General features: G+C 69.4%; 16 protein-coding genes. 10 read left to right on the top strand and 6 right to left on the bottom strand.

The genetic code is table 11. From position 1 onward, the window contains the following. Positions 1-82: 82 nt before the first annotated feature. Positions 83-691, top strand: a complete 609-nt coding sequence (locus tag K7396_RS05070; RefSeq protein ID WP_158101095.1) for a class I SAM-dependent methyltransferase — start codon at positions 83-85, stop codon at positions 689-691. Positions 692-750: 59 nt separating this feature from the next. After that, entirely contained in the window at positions 751-1,104 is a 354-nt protein-coding gene (locus K7396_RS05065) for a recombinase family protein (protein WP_086716351.1), read from the top strand. Between the two features lie 6 nt (positions 1,105-1,110). Here K7396_RS05065 and K7396_RS05060 read toward each other — a convergent pair whose 3' ends face one another. Together K7396_RS05060 and K7396_RS05055 are read right to left on the bottom strand one after the other, a co-directional pair. Further along, a complete protein-coding gene (locus tag K7396_RS05060; RefSeq protein ID WP_086716349.1) occupies positions 1,111-1,410 on the bottom strand; it encodes a transposase in 300 nt (99 codons plus the stop codon). Between the two features lie 102 nt (positions 1,411-1,512). After that, positions 1,513-1,743 carry a hypothetical protein gene (locus K7396_RS05055; protein WP_086716347.1) on the bottom strand — a complete coding sequence of 77 codons (231 nt, stop codon included), beginning with the start codon at positions 1,741-1,743 and terminating at the stop codon, positions 1,513-1,515. A gap of 353 nt (positions 1,744-2,096) precedes the next feature. On the opposite strand from K7396_RS05055, the gene K7396_RS05050 reads away from it, so the two are divergent. The 3 genes from K7396_RS05050 to K7396_RS05040 all read left to right on the top strand — a co-directional run bounded on the left by K7396_RS05050 (position 2,097) and on the right by K7396_RS05040 (position 5,787). Next, a complete protein-coding gene (locus K7396_RS05050; RefSeq protein ID WP_086716345.1) occupies positions 2,097-2,696 on the top strand; it encodes a hypothetical protein in 600 nt (199 codons plus the stop codon). Positions 2,697-2,918: 222 nt separating this feature from the next. Then, positions 2,919-3,185, top strand: a complete 267-nt coding sequence (locus K7396_RS05045; RefSeq protein WP_143589044.1) for a hypothetical protein — start codon at positions 2,919-2,921, stop codon at positions 3,183-3,185. A 1,369-nt stretch (positions 3,186-4,554) separates the two neighbouring features. Next, positions 4,555-5,787, top strand: a complete 1,233-nt coding sequence (locus K7396_RS05040) for a cytochrome P450 family protein (protein WP_086716341.1) — start codon at positions 4,555-4,557, stop codon at positions 5,785-5,787. A 652-nt stretch (positions 5,788-6,439) separates the two neighbouring features. Here the strand turns inward: K7396_RS05040 and K7396_RS05035 are convergent. Further along, the gene (locus K7396_RS05035; protein WP_086716339.1) at positions 6,440-7,435 is read right to left on the bottom strand and encodes a PI-PLC domain-containing protein; all 996 of its coding nucleotides are present in this window, start codon (positions 7,433-7,435) and stop codon (positions 6,440-6,442) included. Positions 7,436-7,978: 543 nt separating this feature from the next. On the opposite strand from K7396_RS05035, the gene K7396_RS05030 reads away from it, so the two are divergent. Then, positions 7,979-8,275 carry a trypco2 family protein gene (locus K7396_RS05030; protein ID WP_086716337.1) on the top strand — a complete coding sequence of 99 codons (297 nt, stop codon included), beginning with the start codon at positions 7,979-7,981 and terminating at the stop codon, positions 8,273-8,275. Positions 8,276-8,499: 224 nt separating this feature from the next. Beyond that, positions 8,500-11,403 (top strand): ATP-binding protein, encoded by a 2,904-nt coding sequence (locus tag K7396_RS05025; protein WP_143589043.1) that lies wholly within the window; start codon positions 8,500-8,502, stop codon positions 11,401-11,403. A 149-nt stretch (positions 11,404-11,552) separates the two neighbouring features. On the opposite strand, the gene K7396_RS05020 is transcribed toward K7396_RS05025, so the two are convergent. Continuing rightward, entirely contained in the window at positions 11,553-12,539 is a 987-nt protein-coding gene (locus K7396_RS05020; RefSeq protein WP_086716334.1) for a DNA-3-methyladenine glycosylase family protein, read from the bottom strand. 2 nt (positions 12,540-12,541) lie between these two features. Next, the gene (locus K7396_RS05015; protein ID WP_086716331.1) at positions 12,542-12,913 is read right to left on the bottom strand and encodes a VOC family protein; all 372 of its coding nucleotides are present in this window, start codon (positions 12,911-12,913) and stop codon (positions 12,542-12,544) included. A gap of 80 nt (positions 12,914-12,993) precedes the next feature. Between K7396_RS05015 and K7396_RS05010 the strand changes: the two genes are divergently transcribed. From K7396_RS05010 to K7396_RS05000, 3 genes are all read left to right on the top strand, one after another. Next, a complete protein-coding gene (locus K7396_RS05010; protein ID WP_086716330.1) occupies positions 12,994-13,455 on the top strand; it encodes a MarR family winged helix-turn-helix transcriptional regulator in 462 nt (153 codons plus the stop codon). Positions 13,456-13,804: 349 nt separating this feature from the next. Continuing rightward, positions 13,805-14,614 carry a ParA family protein gene (locus tag K7396_RS05005; protein ID WP_308686922.1) on the top strand — a complete coding sequence of 270 codons (810 nt, stop codon included), beginning with the start codon at positions 13,805-13,807 and terminating at the stop codon, positions 14,612-14,614. Then, on the top strand, positions 14,611-14,901 hold the full coding sequence (locus K7396_RS05000; protein ID WP_086716324.1) for a hypothetical protein: 291 nt from the start codon (positions 14,611-14,613) through the stop codon (positions 14,899-14,901). Before K7396_RS05005 ends, K7396_RS05000 begins: the two co-directional genes overlap by 4 nt. 312 nt (positions 14,902-15,213) lie before the next feature. Here K7396_RS05000 and K7396_RS04995 read toward each other — a convergent pair whose 3' ends face one another. Continuing rightward, positions 15,214-15,945 (bottom strand): dienelactone hydrolase family protein, encoded by a 732-nt coding sequence (locus K7396_RS04995; RefSeq protein WP_152105096.1) that lies wholly within the window; start codon positions 15,943-15,945, stop codon positions 15,214-15,216. Positions 15,946-16,150: the final 205 nt, after the last annotated feature.

The raw sequence follows: 16,150 nt of genomic DNA, 5'->3' as shown, positions 1-16,150 counted from the left end.
CGGGTCGGACAGTATGGGTGAGGAATCGATCACTGGAGAGGCGCCCTGCACGGGCACTGCGCAAAGCGAACACAGGGGCAGGATGACGTCGTACAGCAGTAAGGACCCTTCGTCCGACCCCGTGGCCCAGTCGGTCGCGGTCTACAGCGACAGTGCTCACGACTATGCGGCAACACACGCCACAAAGATGTCCGCGGCCGTTGAACGCTTCGCTGACTCACTTCCCAAGCCCTCGCTGATCCTGGACGCGGGCTGCGGTCCTGGCCGCGACCTCGCGAGATTCTGTGCCCAGGGGCATGTCGCCCGTGGCATCGATCTCAACCCCATGTTCGTCGACATGGCCAACGCTCATGCACCCACCTCACAGTGCGATCTGCGAGAGATCGGGGACCGATTCCCGGCAGGGACGTTTGACGGGATCTGGGCTGCTGCCTCGCTCGTGCACCTGCGTGAGGCCGAAACCGCGGAGGTGCTCGGCCAGTTCGCCCGACTACTGCGTCCTTGCGGCAGACTGTACGCGTGCGTCAGGGCGACGGGCCGTTCCGGCTGGCTCGACGAGCCTGACGGACGTCGCTGGTACACGGTCTGGGACGGCGATACGTTCGTCGATTGCGTTGCCCACGCCGGCTTCGAGGTCACCCGCGTCGACCGGGGACCATTCGTCGAGGTATGGGCCACTGGAGGCTGTTGAGTGTGTGAGGCCGTTCGAGCCTCTCCCGTCCGGCGGCGTGGGGGGGCGGTCATTTGGGAATGGTCGAGGCGACGTCGTCGAGCGTGGCGTCGGTGACCAGGCCGGTGTCCTCCAGCACGTCCATGCTGACAGCCGCGGCATCTGTCGGCGGGCACATCATCGGCTGGGCCGACGACTGGGAGGTATCGGGAGCCACGGACCCGGTCACCCGGCCCAAGCTCGGCCCGTGGCTTCGCGACGAGCGGGGGCCGAATGACGGCCTCGTCGCCGCAGCGGTGGACCGACTCGGCCGCAACGTCGTTGACTGCCTGAACACCGGCTACAAGATGCGCGACGAAGGAAAGCTGCTCGTCACGTATGGCCACGAGGGAACGCGAGGGGTCTGCAGTGGGCGTCCGCGGCGAGCTGAATGATGGTGGTCAGACCACGGCGGGAGCGTCCGAGGGCATGGTCGGCGGGCTCGCCTGCCGGGGCAGCTTTTGACGGGCCCTGGCGGCGTGCTGGTGGGCACGGACGATCGTGGAGTCGACCGCCACGACCCAGTCGAGGTCACCTTCGGCGTCGGGCTGGGCCAGGAGCGCGGTGAAGATCCGTTCCCAAGTGCCGTCGGCTGCCCACTTCCACAGCTGGTTGTGGGCGCCTTTCCACGACCCGAATTCGGCGGGCAGGTCCATCCACGGGCAGCCGGTCCGGTACTTGAACGCGATCGCGTCGATCACCTGCCGCTGATCGCGCTATCGGCCGCCCTCCGGGGCGTCCGGTCAGCCAGCAGCGGCTCAATCCGCGCCCACTGCCAGTTAACGACACGACCAGACCAAGGATCAGATGATCCGAAAGAAGCGGCCTAATTCGGGTGCGGGCGGCTGGACGGCGGGGGGCCGGTCCCGAACCGTGGCGGTCATCGCGTTGCTGTCGCTGTCGGCTACGGAGCCGACGGAGGTGCTCGCGCCGGCCTCGATGAGCCGTTCGTCGTAGCGGATGGACACGGAGGTCCGGACTCTGCGGACGGCTCGCTCGCTCAGCTCGTCGGGGTACTTCCGTGGTGCGGGCATCGGACCTGTGTCCTCCCGTCTGCCGAGACGACCATGCTTGGCTGCAGGGCCGCTAGAAAATCCGGTTCAGCTCAGTTCGATGTCGTTCTGAGGAGCGTCCCCGAGTCTTCCTCTGCGAGCGGCCCCTCCTCCTTTCCTTCCCCCTCCTCGTCGTAGTGGTCCCTCGGTACCTGGGCTGATCGAGGCAGTCACACCTGAACGCCAGGGCCGGCGATGCCGATGCGGTCGGCGACGAGCGGGCTGCGGTGCGTCGCTGCACCGCATTAGTCGTCCGTTAGCAGAACGCCAATCCGGTCTACGAAGGTGATGGTTGTCCGGGAGCGAACGAGAGAACAGAGCAACAGGAATCCACGATGAACACCGCCACCGTCACCACCCGCCTCCGCGGGCGCGCCGGCCGCCGCATCGCCACCACCATTGTCGCCGCGGCGGCGCTGGGCATGGGGCTCACGGCCTGCGGGCAGGGCTCCGGGGCGGCGAGCGCCGTCGGTTCCACGAGCTCTTCGACCGTGTCCGACTCGCAGCACGCCTCGGCCCCGGCCCAGCACACGAGCGGCTCCTCCTCGTCCCACTCCGCCTCGCAGGGCCAGAACGGCGCCAAGTCCACCAGGGCGTCGGCCACCGCCGGGGGCGGCGTCGCCCACGCGGGCAGTCACCGCACGCTCGTCGGCAAGCTGGAGTACCTTGCGCCCGGCAAGCTGATCGTCAAGCCCCAGGGCGGCGGCATGGACCAGGCGTTCTTCGTCGCCAACGCCACAAAGATCCTCGGCGCGGCCGCGATCTGTTCGGACGACTCGGGCAGCGTGTCCATCGGCCAGGACGGCTACGGCACCTCGAAGTGCACCGTGGACCAGCTGGAGAAGGCTGCCAAGACCAGCAGCGTGACCGTCCGCGTCACCATGAGCACCAAGTCCGGCGCCGCCGAGACGGTCGAGGAGAAGTACCACCCGTAAGCCCGCGCACCCCGCGCCATACGCGCCCCATGGACCGCTCACCGCTCTACCGGTGCGGGGACGTGCCGACCGGCTCGTACGAGGGCCCAGGCCCCCGGACAGCACTGGCCAGAAAAGTTCACCACCCGGTGAACGACGCACAGCTCAGGCGGTTTTCGACCGCAGCGTCTCTCCAGGAGAGCTGTGCGGAGAACGACCCGAAAGCAACCAATGGAGGAATTCATGAAGTCCTGGCGCACTCGTATCGCTCTCGGTCTCGCGGTGGGTGCCGCAGCCGTCACCATGCCGCTGACCGCCACGGCCGCTTTCGCCGACACTCAGCCCAATGACGGCTGGGTGCAGGTCGGTGGCGAGTCGTACGACTCCTTCCAGCAGTGCGTCGACCAGGCGCAGCGTGACCTGCCGCTCAACCCCAAGTACCACGAGGCCACCTGCCAAAGCGCTCCGAAGCCCGGACTCCCCAACTACTACATTGTGTGGATGCGCTGAGCTTGTTCTTGACGGTCTGACCTCGAACGATTCCCCGAGCGTGATCGCTCGTACGAGGATTCCGGGGACGTGAACACGGCCTTCGTCCGGTCCTGTGCTCCGACCGAAGAAGGTCAAAGAGAAGGTTCGTGACTCTCACGGATCTAGCCCTCTCCCTCTCGCATGCTGGTAGGCGTATCTCAGCAGGGGAAGATGCTGCATTCGGGTTCACGGAGAGCGAAGAGGTGATTTATCTTCGTCGGAATGGTGATCACATCGTCGTCAGTTCATCGAAGCGGCCCTGGCAGGTTACTGTCGAGCCTGAAGCGCTCACGAGAGCTTTCTGAGGCTTCTTGCGAGATGCGCATTCGTGTCTGACTTCAGAGATCCCCGGACTGATTGCCAACCCGGTGATTCAGAGAATCTTACCGGAGTAGCCGAGGGTGATCTCGGAGTGAGTTGAGAATGATGCGTGGAGGCCCCGCGGAAGTACTTTCGGCGGGGCCTCCGGGACTTTTTACAGGCGTGCTGAGGCACCGCGAACGACGGTTGCGGCTGCCGGGAGTGACAGGGACTTCGCCCTCCGGCCGAGGGCGTGATCCGAGATGTCCATGGCTCGGCCCTGCAGCCGATCCGGGGCACAGCCAGGCCGGGAATCCGCCCGTATGCCTCTCCTTCGGCGGAACCGACACACTCCCACGCCCTCGACCGAGCGACCGCACCACGTTCCCCGGCACAGGAGTCGACCGAGTCCAACGACTCTTGACGCTCTTTCATGGTGGGCCGCTCGGCGTCGGCGGTCCACACCGCGCTCTGACGCAGCCAGCCTCCGCCGAGCATGCTGCCAGTGACGAAGCTTGAGCTCGCGCTGGCCACCCGATCTGTTCAGGACCGGGCCCTGCGAGCCCGAGGGCAGGGGGCCGCGCGGCGCATTGAGCTATAGGTATCGCCTGAGGTGGCTGGCTGCATCGGTGGCCTCAACCGCGTGATGGGCTCGGGCGCACGCTGCTTGAGGGGCCCAGACGGTGCCCCCGCCTTTCGCGGATGGATCTCGTCGGAGCGGTGATCGGTGTCATCCGGCATGCCTGACACGATCCGCTCTGGTCGACAGGCCACCGATAGCGTCGCGACTGATCGCTCCCGGGCCCATTCGGTCCCGTCGGGCCATGACCGATCCCCAAGATGCTCGGTACCTTTGGGTTGTCTCAACGGAGTTTGGCGGACACGAACACCGACAACCCGGGCCGCCAGGTGCGGCCTCGATGTCCTTCCCGAGGTGGGCCTCGTTAGCCACTGTGACGACCTCGTCTGGTGTGGCGTCCTGGCGGCTTCCACCGGTCGCTCACCGCCCGGCCCGTCATCCTCCCCGCGAGCTGAAAGAGGCAACACCGTGTCCCCACAGCAGATCCTCGTCCTCGACCCCGCAGGGGCCGATCCGGACGCCGAGCACCAGGCCCTGCGTGATCGCGGCCCGGCCACGCTGGTGGACATCCTCGGCGTGCGCGCCTGGAGCGTGTCCGACCCGGACCTCCTCAAGCAGCTCCTGACCAGCGAGGATGTCTCCAAAGACGCCCGTGCTCACTGGCCGGACTTCGCCGAAACCGTGCCCACCTGGCCACTGGCCCTGTGGGTGTCCGTCAGCAACATGTTCACCGCCTACGGCAAGGAGCACAGCCGCCTGCGCCGCATGGTCGCCCCCACCCTCTCGGCGCGTCGAACCGCCGCCCTCCAGACAGACATCGAGACCCTGGTCAACGCCATCCTCGACGACCTCGGTGCCCTTCCGGCCGACGAGACGGTCGACCTGCGAGAGCACCTGGCCTACCCGCTCCCGATCGCTGTCATCGGCCGGCTCATGGGCGTACCTGCCGACCGGCGGCCCGAGTTCCGCACCGTAGTGGACACCGTGTTCGCCACCCATCTCACCGTCGAGGAACAGGTCGCCAACACCGCCACCCTCTACGGCCTGCTGGACGCCCTGATCCAGATCAAGCGCACCGAGCCCGGTGAGGACATGACCTCGTCGCTGATCGCCGCCCGCGATGAGGAGGGCGACGGCGCGGCCCTCAGCGACGCCGAGCTGCGTGACACGCTCCTGCTGATGCTCGCGGCCGGGTACGAGACCACGGTCAACGTCATCGACGCCGCCGTCACCGCTCTGTTGACCGACCCGCAACAGTTGGCTCACGTCCGCTCCGGCCGTTGCACCTGGCAGGACGTCGTCGAGGAGACACTGCGCCACCAGCCCGCCATCAAGCACCTTCCCCTGCGCTACGCCCGCGCCGGCATCGCGCTCCCCGATGGACAGACCATCCAGACCGGAGATGCCATCCTCGCCTCGTATGCCGCCGCCAACCGGCACCCCCGCTGGCACAGCCACGCGGATCGGTTCGACGCCACCCGCCCCAGCAAAGAGCACCTTGCCTTCGGCCACGGCGTCCACTTCTGCCTCGGGGCTCCGCTCGCCCGCCTCGAAGTCACCGTCGTCCTGAGACTGCTCTTCGAGCGCTTCCCCGACATCCAACTCGCCGCCGGCCCGCACGAGCTGAAGCGACTGCCCAGCCTGATCAGCAACGGCCACACCACTCTCCCCGTGCGCCTGCGCCCGACGCCGGCCCACTGACCGTTAGCCACGAGGAATCACGCCACGACCGCCCTCGTCCCGACCACGCCGCTCACTCCGGCCGTACGCGCATCGCCCAAAATGTGGTGAACGGTCTCCAGAAACGTCAGATCGCCGACGCCGAGACGGTGTCGGTCCACACGGTCCGCTCGCACATGATCACCGTACGCAGGAAGCTGCACTGCACTGCCCTCTCCGGCCGTCACCAACCGCAGCGGGCTGCTCGACATCGCGCACCCCGCCGACACCCCGCCGAGATCGTCCCGGCGGACCTGCGCGCGGCCTTCGACAAACCCTCGCCGACACTGACGCGCCGGATCGCTGCTGGCGCTGCTCGGGGCGAATTCACCCCGAGCAGCGCGTGGAACTGGAGCGCGGATCGACCCGCCACTCCACGACCACTTGGCGATTCAGTTCGGTGGGCTCCTGAGGGAGACATGGTGCGTGCCCAGTGCCCTGAGCCGATCAGCGGCACGGCAGGCCGACATCCCGGCCGGTGACCGGACACTGAGAAGGCACCCGCGCCCGGTCGTAACCGTGTGCCGACGCGTACGGCGCGTACGGCGCGTACGGCGCGTACGACGCGGTCCCCGGCGGTCCGTGCGGCGACGGCGCCGACAGGAACCGGGGCCGGGCGGGGCAGCCCGAGACGTCAGCTGCCGAAGGGGATGTCCTGAGCGGTGGCCATCCTGCGGGTGTCCGGGTGGGCCTTCACGTAGTCCGTGATGTACGAGAGTGATTCCCGCACCGCGCTGTCGTCCGTGCCGCAGCCCTTCGGGCCGCTGACGCCGTCCGGGTAGCACGATGCCCGGTTGCCGTAGATCAGGCTGTCCACGGCGGCACTCCCGTCGGAGGAGTCGAGCAGGGTGGCGGCACGATCCCTGTCACCCTTGCCCACCGTCCAGCCGACGGTCTGCGCGAGCTCTCCGGCGTCCCGGGGCTTCCGGCCGGCCGCCAGTTCCTCCCGGATGCTGCCGAACTTCAAGGCCATGCTGAACTCGCCCTTGTCCATTACGCGCTGGTTGCCGGGGACGTGCGGCCCGTACTTGGCGAAGCCGTCCCTGACCTGCGCGTAATCGCCGCTGTAGCTGACCGCTTCCTTGGAGTTCAGGTCAGCGAGGGCGTTCTTCCAGCCGCTGCCGCCCTCCTTGCCGTAGAAGCCGTAGAGCACCCGAATGCCCCTGCTCTCCAGCTTCTGGCGAGCCAGGTCCCGCAGCGCGGCCACGGAGCAGTGGCGCCACTTGGGGTCGCTGCTGTCGCACCAGTCGGGGTTCTTCATGTCCAGCCAGACGAAGGAGGCGTGACGCCCCTGATCATGCTCCTTTGCCACCTGGTCGAACATGGCCGACATGGTGTCCCCGGCGCTGGTGGGAGAACCGTCGTGATCGGCCCACCAGCCCTTGCGCCAGGCCGTTGCGTCCATCTCCAGCGCGTTGGCCCCGTTCTTGAGCGCCATGGTCACCCCGCCCGTGGTCAGCACCCGGTGGGCGATGGCCCAGGTGGGGCGCTGCTCGGTGGTGTCGGGCGCGGCCTTGGAGGAAGATCCCTCCGAAACCGCGCCCATGGCGGCTCCGGTGCCCAGGGTGGCCGCGGAGCCGATCAGAGCCAGCGGCAGCAGTATGGCGCGAAGCCGGCGTGGGGAGGCCATGAGGACAGTCCTTTCCGTTGCACGGGCTACACGTGGTGGCAGCCTGTGTGCCGTGTGGTGACTGTCTGCCCTACAGGCAGACGACGGGCCAACTGCCCGCCGCTGCAGCACTGTACGTCAAGTTACCCATCAGTAGAAAGGGTGCCGTCCATGCGCGGCCGCCCTGCCCGTCCGAGGTGAGGAGGAGGAAACTTCGGGGGTGCGGCCGCCCGGCTATCCCCAGGAAATTTCGACATCATCGGTCTCGCTGGGCTCGGACAGCAACGTGGGCTCACCAACTCCTCCGTGCTGACGTGACGATCCACATCCAACTCGTCATGGAGCACCACACCGGTAGGATCAGGAATCTCGGGCAAGCCACCGAACTCGCCTGACTGGCCTGGAATATGAGGTCTCCCCAGAGAGGGAGTCAGGCCAAGCGCGGCGCAGACCAGTCTCCCGGCGACCTGCACGCTCTCCGCCGGGAACCGGGAAGAGGTGGCGAGTGCGTGGGCCGGTACGGCAGGATCCGGCGACAGTGATCTGCGACAACGGGGGCACGGGATGGCGACGGACCGCAATGAGATCAGCGAGGCGATCGAGCAGTTGCGCACGCAGCTGACCGAAGCGCAGGAGTACGGCAAGGACGCCCGGCTCCAGTTCCATATCGCCGAGGTGGAGATGGAGTTCCTCGTCGAGGTGCGCCAAGACGCCGGCGCGTCGGGCGGTGTGCGACTCGGCGTGGTCAAGCTCGGCGCCGATGCCAAGGCATCACAGGGCACGACCCACCGGCTGCGCCTCAAGCTCGACGTGCACGACACCCTGACCGGGGACTCGGCCACCGTCTCCGGCCGGCGGTGACCACACCACGGACCGGGAGCGCGCACGACGGGACCACGCCGCTCCACCCGGGGCTCGTGGCGGTCACCGCGGGCCCGGAGGACGCCGAGGGACGGAAGGAGTTCTCGTCCGGACGGTTGCTCGCGCCCCTGCTCGTACTCACCTCCCGGCACGGCGTGACCTTCGCGGACGGCAGGCCCCGACCGGACATCACGGTCAGGTCCGTTGTCGGTGGGCGAGGATCCGTGCGTCTCACCGAGCCGGTGCCGTGCACGGTCGCCTGGCAGGGGGACGCCGGGCTCGACGCGGCGCTGCTGCGGCTCTCCGCCGAGGGGCTCGACATGTCCGGCGCGCCCGCCGTCCCCGAGCCGCGCTGGGCCGAGGTGACGGGTGCCGAGCCGGTCGCTGTCGCCGTTACCGGCATGTCGGCGGCCGCCGCGCGCAGCACGGGCGACGGCACGGAGACCGAGACGGTCCGTGGCGTCCTCGACCCGCTGACGTACACGCGCAGCGACCGTTACGCCGTTGACGTGTCCACTGCCTGGCCGGCCGGCTGGGACCAGTGGTCGGGCATGTCCGGCAGCGCCGTCGTCCACAAGAGCGGCGCCCTGCTGGGCGTCGTCGCCTGGAGCGACCGGCCCTACGAGGGACGGCGGTTGACGGCTGTTCCCGTGCGGGCCCTGCTCGCGGACCCCGGATTCCGGGGCGTGCTGCGTGAAATGACCGGCCAGGACGCACTGTTACGTGCTCTCGATCCCGAACGGCCGGTGGAATCGGTACGGCTCACGGCCGGTTCGCAGCTGGCGACAGCAGCGGTGCGGACCACCCTCAAGGCGCCGCCGCGCAGGATCGTCGACCGCGAGGCCGAACGCCACCGGTTGCCCGAACTGGTCGCCGGGAACCTCACCGGTCGACCCGAGCTGGTGCACGCCATCGTCGGCATGCCGGGCGTCGGCAAGTCGGCACTGGCCCGGTACCTGGCTCACCAACTGGCCGCGGACTTCCCCGACGCGCAGTTCGAACTCGACCTGTACGGTCACACTCCCGACCGGGCTCCGCTCAACGCGCAGGCCGCGATGGAAGCCCTTCTCACATGGGCGGGCATTTGCGGCGACAATGCCCCGAACCTCGACGCGAAGGCCGCGCTGTGGCGTAACTGGCTGCACGGCAGACGCGGCCTGCTGCTGCTCGACAATGCGGAGTCGCTGGAACAGGTGGCGTGCCTGCTTCCCGGCGACGACAGCAGCCTCGTCCTGATCACCAGCCGCGTCGCGCTACATGATCCCGACCGCATCACGCTCACCGAACTCGATGTCCTGCCCGCCGATGAGGCCGTACGGCTCCTGATCGAGAGCGCCGGAGTGCAGGCGGAGGAGGCGACGGATCCCGCGCTGGAGGAGATCTGCCGGGCGTGCGGATTCCTCCCGCTCGCCGTGCAGGCGGTCGCGGTCCGGCTGCGCTTCGAGGAACCGGAGGAACTCCTGTCGGCCATGCGGGAGACGGACTCCCCGCTGCTGGAGATTCCCGACGCCGACCGTCGGGTGGGCGCGGCGTTCGCCGTGTCCTGGCAGGCGCTGGAGGCTGCCGACCCGTTGCAGGCCGGCCTGTTGCGGGTACTCGCCATGCATCCGGGTCCCGAGCTGGAGGTGGAGGCGTGTGCGGCGATGACCGGGATGACGGCGCGCGAGTGCCGCCGCCGGATGGCCGACCTGGCCACCAAGCACCTGGTGCAACGCCAGGGGCGCGGGCGATTCGGTTTCCACGACCTGTTCCTCGCCTACGCCCGCAGCCTGGCGATGGCACAGGAGCCTCAGGAGCGCTGGGACGAGGTACTCGACCGGCTCTTCACCCATTTCCTGAGCCGGGGCGAGGCGGCACAGGTCGCACTGACCGCCAGCACTGGCGATCCGGGCGTGGCACGGACCTGGCTGGACCGGGAGCGCACCAACCTGATCGCCGTGACCGTGGCCGCCGTCGAACGCCGTTCCCCGCAGGCCAGGCGGCTCGCCGCGATGACGCATGCCCTCCTCGGCAGGCTCGGCGCCACCACCGAACTCGCGAGGATCTGGAGCACCATGAGGGACACCGCAGAGACCGATCACGATCGCCCCAGCCGGGCCGACGCCTTGTGCGGCCTGGCCGACACCGAGCGCAGGAGCGGCGACCTGACCACCGCCCGGGACAACTACCAGGTGGCCGCCGACCTGTACGAGGCGCTCGGCGACCGGCGCGGTCAGGCCGACGCCCTGTGGGGCCTCGCCGAGACCGAACGCGCCCGCAGCCGGTACGAGGACGCGCGCGCACTCTTCCTCGAAGCCCGGCGCAGCTATGAGGAACTCGACGACCGGGCGGGCCTCGCGGACACGTACTGGGGTCTGGCCAACGTCGCTGTGTCGCTGGGCCGTTACGAGCGGGGCGCCGAGGAGTTCCGGCAGGCGCGTGAGCTGTACGCGGGGCTGGGCGACCGCCGCGGCCAGGCACAGGCCATACGGGGCCTGGCCGACATCGCGCGCAACCGGGGCAGGGGATACGAGGCGCATGAGGGCTACCACGCCGCCCTGGCCACGTACGAGGAGATCGGCGACGTCCGCGGACAGGCCCAGTCGCTGCGCGGCCTCGGCCATGTGGCCCGGGTCGACGGCCGCCATGAGGAGGCCGCCGACCTCTTCGTCCGGGCCCGGGATCTGTCCCGCCGCATCGGCGACCGGCGCGGAGAGGCCGACATGCTGCGCGGGCTCGGCGACGTGCAGCGCCTGCGCGGCAACTACGCGGAGGCGCGCGAGATGCTCACCCGCTCCGCCGAGGTCCACCGGGACCTGGACAACGCCGGCGGCCTGGGCTTCACCCTGCGCGCACTCGGCGACACCGAACGCGCCGACGGCCGACCGGACCGGGCGCGAGCCGCCTACGACGAGGCGCGCGCCGCGTTCCACCGCGTCGGTTCCCGCCGCGGCCTCGCCGACACCCTGTGCTCGCTGGCAGGTGTGCTGCCGCCCGGCGCCGAGGCGCGAGCCGCGTACACCGAGGCGCTCGCCCTCTACGAGGGACTCGGCGCGGACACCACGGCTGCCAGGTGCCGTGAGCGCCTGGCAGAACTCGACCGGGCTTCGCAGCAGGGGAGTGACGGGGCCTCGGAACTGGGGGAGTGATGGAATTTCGGAACCGGGCGAGTGACGGGGCCTCGCGACCGGGGGAGTGATGGGCGCCGGTAGGCACGGGGAGGTGGTTGCGGTGGGGGAGATGAGCGTGGGGGCTCGATGCTCGGGACTGCGCATTTCAGCGAGCGCGGACGACGACGTCATGACGGGGGCGGGGAGCCGTGGCACGTGGGGCCCGGCCGGGGCGTGTCCTGGGCGTGGACGCGGAGCAGGAAGGCGACCCAGCTGCGGTAGGGCTTCCACCGGTCGGCGATCCTGGCCAATGGGGTGACGTCGTCGGTGCTCGGGGCCCTGAGCCCGTACGCGGTGGCGATGGACTTGTGGACGCGTGGTTCGTGGCGGGGGAAGACGTCGGGGTGTCCTGCTCCCCGGATGAGGATGAGTTCGGCGGAGAAGGGGCCGATGCCGGGCAGGGCGCGCAGTTCGGCGAGGGCGTAGTCGGCAGGCAGAGCGCGCAGGTGGGGTGCGTCGAGTGTCCCGTCGAGGGCTGCTTCGGCCAGCGCGTGCAGCCGCTGGATCTTGATGTCGGTGAGACCGGGCACGTGGGTGAGGGTGCGCAGGACCGTGGGGGTGGGGAATGCGTGCAGGGTCCGGCCTGCGATGTGGACGCGGTGTCCGTGCTGGTGGGCGATGCGGGCCTTGATGGCGGCTGCCTGGGTCATGCGGATGCGGTTGCCGATGATCGCCCAGGCGGCGGCTTCGTAGGGGGAGTGGAAGCACACCGGGCGTAGCCCCGGGTAGTCCGCCATGAGCCCGGCCACCACGGGGTCCGTGGCAAGGCCGGTGAATCCGGTGGCGTCCACGTCGAGCGAGAGGACGCGGGCGAGTTGGGCCCGCACGGCCTGTCTGGCCGCTGCCTCTGCGTTCACCGCCTTCACTGACTTCGCCGCGTCCGGGGTGCCGGGGTGCACGGTGAAGTCTGCCCGGACCGTTCCCGTGCCGCCGTCTGCCCTCACCTCCTGCCGGACGGCGGCCGAGACGACCGAGGTCCCGTCGTCGGCAGGGAAGGCCAGCCGGAGGATTCCGTCCGCCGCGGGGTGGTGGTTCGAGGGGCCGAAGCCCTCCAGGAACCGGATGCCGGAGGCGAGCGAGAAGGGCCCGGCCGGGGTGAGGGTGACGGCGGGCATGATCAGCCTCCGTGTGCCGTGAGGGTGTAGCCCTCGGGGCCTTCGAAGGAGAACATCGGCCCGAAGGGGCTGTCCGTGACCGGAGTGAGGATCTTGATCCCGGCAGCGGTGAGCTGGTCGTGGAGCTGGTGGGCGTCGGAGGTCCGGAACCAGAGGACCGTGCCGAGTCCGGGCCGTGCGGTCTCGGTGAGATCGACGCCCGGGAGGAGCTCGCGGACGGCGAAGGGGGTCGGCTTGGTGTCGAAGACGACCGCGTGGGGCGGCGAGACCGCGGCCCGGCGCAGACCGATGTGCCGCTCGCAGAAGTCCGCCGCCGCGTGCAGGTCACGCACTTGCAGGGCGACGAAGTCGGGGCCGTCGATGGTGGCGGTCATAGCTCTCCTCGGAACTCGATGTCAGGACTTTGACATAGGCGAGGCTAAGGCGGCCGGGTCGCGTATGTCAAAATGCTGACATGCTGGAGAACGCGTCGGCCGAACCGTCCCGCCCCACGAAGGACGTCACTCAACACGTGGGATACCTGCTCAAACGCACCCAGGCCGCCCTCCGTGGGGCCATGGACAAGGTCCTGCGCGAGCACGGCCTGACCGTGCCGCAGTACGCCACCCTCGAACTCCTGGCCCTGCATCCCGGCATGTCCAACGCCGACCTCGCCCGCGCGAGCTTCGTCACCCGGCAGTCCGGGAACGTCGTCCTGCGGGCCCTGCAGGAAGCCGGACTGATCACCCGCCCCGCCACCGCCGACCACGGCCGTGCCCGGCCCGCCCACCTCACCGAGGAGGGCAACGCACGCCTGGCCGCCGTCCAGGCCGCCGTCTACGCCATCGAACAGCGCATGGTCGAAGCGATCCCGGCACAGCGCCTGCCGGTCCTCCTCGCCGACCTCGACCGCATGGCGGCAGCGCTGGAGGAATGACCCCACACCCGGGGCGGCGAACTCCGCCGGGCCACGCTGGGGTACCGGCCCGTCGGTTCTGTCGGCTCGCGACTGGCCCAGGGTGGGGCGGAGTCCTGCTGGGATGCGTCCGGTTCCACCCGAGCTTTTCGCTTGGTCAGGAGGGGCTGATGCGTGGCCTGTGCGCGTCGGTAGGTGATGACGTGGCAGGCCACTTCGAGGAACGCCTCGTGGATGTCGTCCCGTCGTCCCGTCGGCTGTCAGCGCAGGGCGACCGCCGTGCCCGTTCGTTCGGTGGCGATCTTGACGGCGAAGCCCGCCAGCGCGGTGCCCATGCCGTGACTCGTTGCGGGGCCGAGCGGAGTAGTGGGTGCGGCCGGGCGGGGCCGAATGCCGTCCGGCGAAGAGGAGGCAAGAGCAGCCGGTGGTGCGGCCGCGACCACGACCGGGCGTCCGACGTTCCTCACTGCTTGCGGGTGAACCGCGGGACCACGCCCTCGCGCCAACCGAAACTGGGCGATCATGCCCGTTATTGTCCTTTCTTGTGCCTTTGAGTTGTGCGTTTGTAAATCTCAAGCCCGGCGTCGGAAAGACGACGAGCGCGGTGTGGCTGGCCCACGCGCTTTATGAGTTGGGCATGCCGCCGCTGCTGGTCGACGGCGACCCGGCCGCTTCCGCGCTGCGCTGGAGCGAGCTGGCCAATGGCTTTCCGTTTCCGGTGATCGCCCTGCCGGTGGGGGACGTCCACCGTCGCGTGAACGACTTCCTCGGCAACCGGCAGGCCGTCGTTCTCGACGCGCCCCAGCTGGAGGACCATCCCCGTATCGCCCGCAGCATCATGAGGTACGCCGGCGAGTGGATCGTGCCCGTGACCCCCGCCCCCATCGAACTGGACCGGATGGCACCCATCCGGGGCGAGATGGCGGACGTGCAGTCCCTGCGTGCCGAGCCGGCCCGCTCGGCGGTGCTGCTCAATCGCACCAACCGTCCCGATGCCACCCGCACCGGGCCCGACGCGGACGCTCGCGAGGCACTCACCGAGCGGGGTTTCGAGGTGCTGGACACCCATATCGCGCGGCTCGATCTGTACGCCCAGTCCTTCGGGAACCCGGTCCAGGCCAAGGGGTCGGCGTACATGGACTTCGCGGAAGAACTGATCAAGCGTCAGGATGAGGTATGAGCCAGCGCAAGGAGAGCTACCGCGCGGCATTGCGGCGCGGGCAGGACGTCCCGGCTCCTCGGCCCACCAAGGTCACCAGGTTGCAGAGCAGATACATCCGGGTGACCGTCGAGGTCGATCCCGACCTGCGGGATGATCTGACGCGATGGATGGGATGGCCGGTCTCCTCGGCAGTGTTCGCCGGCGCCACCGTCCTGCGCACTCTGGCAGCCACCGCCGGCTGGGTCTCTCGGCCCGGAGGCCGGGCTCCGGCCGCCTCGCGCGAGGCTCCGGATTCGGGGCGCTGACCATCTGGTGCCCGCATGGCAGGGGCCCTGACGGGCGCTGTCGGCGCGCGGCGTGCAATCAACCCCGTGCGATGGCCTGTCCAAGACGGCTCTGAGGTCGTATCGCTCCGGCCACGCCGAGATCATCTCAGCGGCGGGCGGCGGGCGGCGGGCGGCGGGCGGTTGCGGGGGACGGCTCTCGAAGCGTGGTGCGGAACGGTCAGCGAGTCCGCGCCATCCCCGCGACTATCCGGCCTCTCTCGATCACCGAGCCCAGAACCGCCCCGGCCGGCACCGCCTCCGGCTTACCGGGCGGGCGGCGCCGGCCCGCGGCTACCGGAGATGCCGGGCGAAGAACCGGGCCGCGGCGTCCCCCTCGAACTGCGGGACGCCGGTGTGCCCGCCCATGTTGGCGTGCAGCGTCTTCTCCTTGGAGGCAAAAGCGTCAAACAGGTCCAGGGCCGCCTGCCGGTCGTTTCCTTCGTCGTCCCACTGCAGCAGGACGTGCAGCGGAATGGTGACCCGGCGGGCCTCCGCGAACATGGCGGCGGGCACGAGACTCCCGGCGAACAGAACGGCCGCCGAGACACGCGCCTCGACCATCGCGAGCCGGATGCCGATGGAGATCACTCCCCCCGAGTACCCGACCGGGCCGCCGATCTCGGGCAACGACAGCAGGGCGTCCAGGGCGGCCCGCCACTCCGGGACCGACTTTTCGACGAGCGGGAGGACGAGGGCGTCGATGATCCCGTCGCCGACCGGTTCGCCGGCCTCCATAGCCCGGCGCAGGTCGGCGCGTGCCTGCTCGGCGGCGGCCCAACGCGGCCGGTCACCGCTCCCGGGGAGCTCGATGGTGGCCGCGGCGAAGCCATCCGCCGCGGCGCGCCGGGCCCGCTCCGCCAGCCGGGGGTACATCTTCCGCAGTCCGAGCGGAGGGTGGCCGAGCAGGATCAGCGGCGCGGGTGTTGTAGATGTGGGCGTCCAGAGGATGCCGGGGATCTCGCCGAGGGTGAATTCGCGTTCGAGGACGCTGTCGTCGAGACGCCGTGCAGAAGTGAAGTGCATGGTCGTGCCTTTCGGGAGTGCGCTTGAACGGCGCTCCCGGACGACCTATCGCCCGACCGTGACCCCAGAGGGGAGCACCCATGTCGATACTGCGTTCACGGGTACCACCTCCTCGTTCTCTCGCACGGCCTTCGGGAGATTAACAATGGTTTCCGTGGTCCGCCAACGGTTTTTTCACGGCGGCTCCATGGCCGGATGCCGCCTC

The sequence above is a fragment of the Streptomyces angustmyceticus genome (genome assembly GCF_019933235.1).
In the GTDB taxonomy this organism is placed as follows: Bacteria; Actinomycetota; Actinomycetes; order Streptomycetales; family Streptomycetaceae; genus Streptomyces; species Streptomyces angustmyceticus.
The sequence above is the reverse complement of the archived record's forward strand: the minus strand, read 5'-3'. Positions and strand labels throughout refer to the sequence as shown.

Excerpts from the sequence above, each read along its gene's own strand:
- K7396_RS05020 (WP_086716334.1), bottom strand. The coding sequence starts at position 12,539 with ATGCCCGCCGTCACCCTCACCCCGGCCGGGCCCTTCTCGCTCGCCTCC.
- K7396_RS05065 (WP_086716351.1), top strand. The coding sequence starts at position 751 with ATGGTCGAGGCGACGTCGTCGAGCGTGGCGTCGGTGACCAGGCCGGTG.
- K7396_RS05050 (WP_086716345.1), top strand. The coding sequence starts at position 2,097 with ATGAACACCGCCACCGTCACCACCCGCCTCCGCGGGCGCGCCGGCCGC.
- K7396_RS04995 (WP_152105096.1), bottom strand. The coding sequence starts at position 15,945 with ATGCACTTCACTTCTGCACGGCGTCTCGACGACAGCGTCCTCGAACGC.
- K7396_RS05000 (WP_086716324.1), top strand. The coding sequence starts at position 14,611 with ATGAGCCAGCGCAAGGAGAGCTACCGCGCGGCATTGCGGCGCGGGCAG.
- K7396_RS05070 (WP_158101095.1), top strand. The coding sequence starts at position 83 with ATGACGTCGTACAGCAGTAAGGACCCTTCGTCCGACCCCGTGGCCCAG.
- K7396_RS05045 (WP_143589044.1), top strand. The coding sequence starts at position 2,919 with ATGAAGTCCTGGCGCACTCGTATCGCTCTCGGTCTCGCGGTGGGTGCC.
- K7396_RS05030 (WP_086716337.1), top strand. The coding sequence starts at position 7,979 with ATGGCGACGGACCGCAATGAGATCAGCGAGGCGATCGAGCAGTTGCGC.
- K7396_RS05015 (WP_086716331.1), bottom strand. The coding sequence starts at position 12,913 with ATGACCGCCACCATCGACGGCCCCGACTTCGTCGCCCTGCAAGTGCGT.
- K7396_RS05035 (WP_086716339.1), bottom strand. The coding sequence starts at position 7,435 with ATGGCCTCCCCACGCCGGCTTCGCGCCATACTGCTGCCGCTGGCTCTG.
- K7396_RS05010 (WP_086716330.1), top strand. The coding sequence starts at position 12,994 with ATGCTGGAGAACGCGTCGGCCGAACCGTCCCGCCCCACGAAGGACGTC.
- K7396_RS05055 (WP_086716347.1), bottom strand. The coding sequence starts at position 1,743 with ATGCCCGCACCACGGAAGTACCCCGACGAGCTGAGCGAGCGAGCCGTC.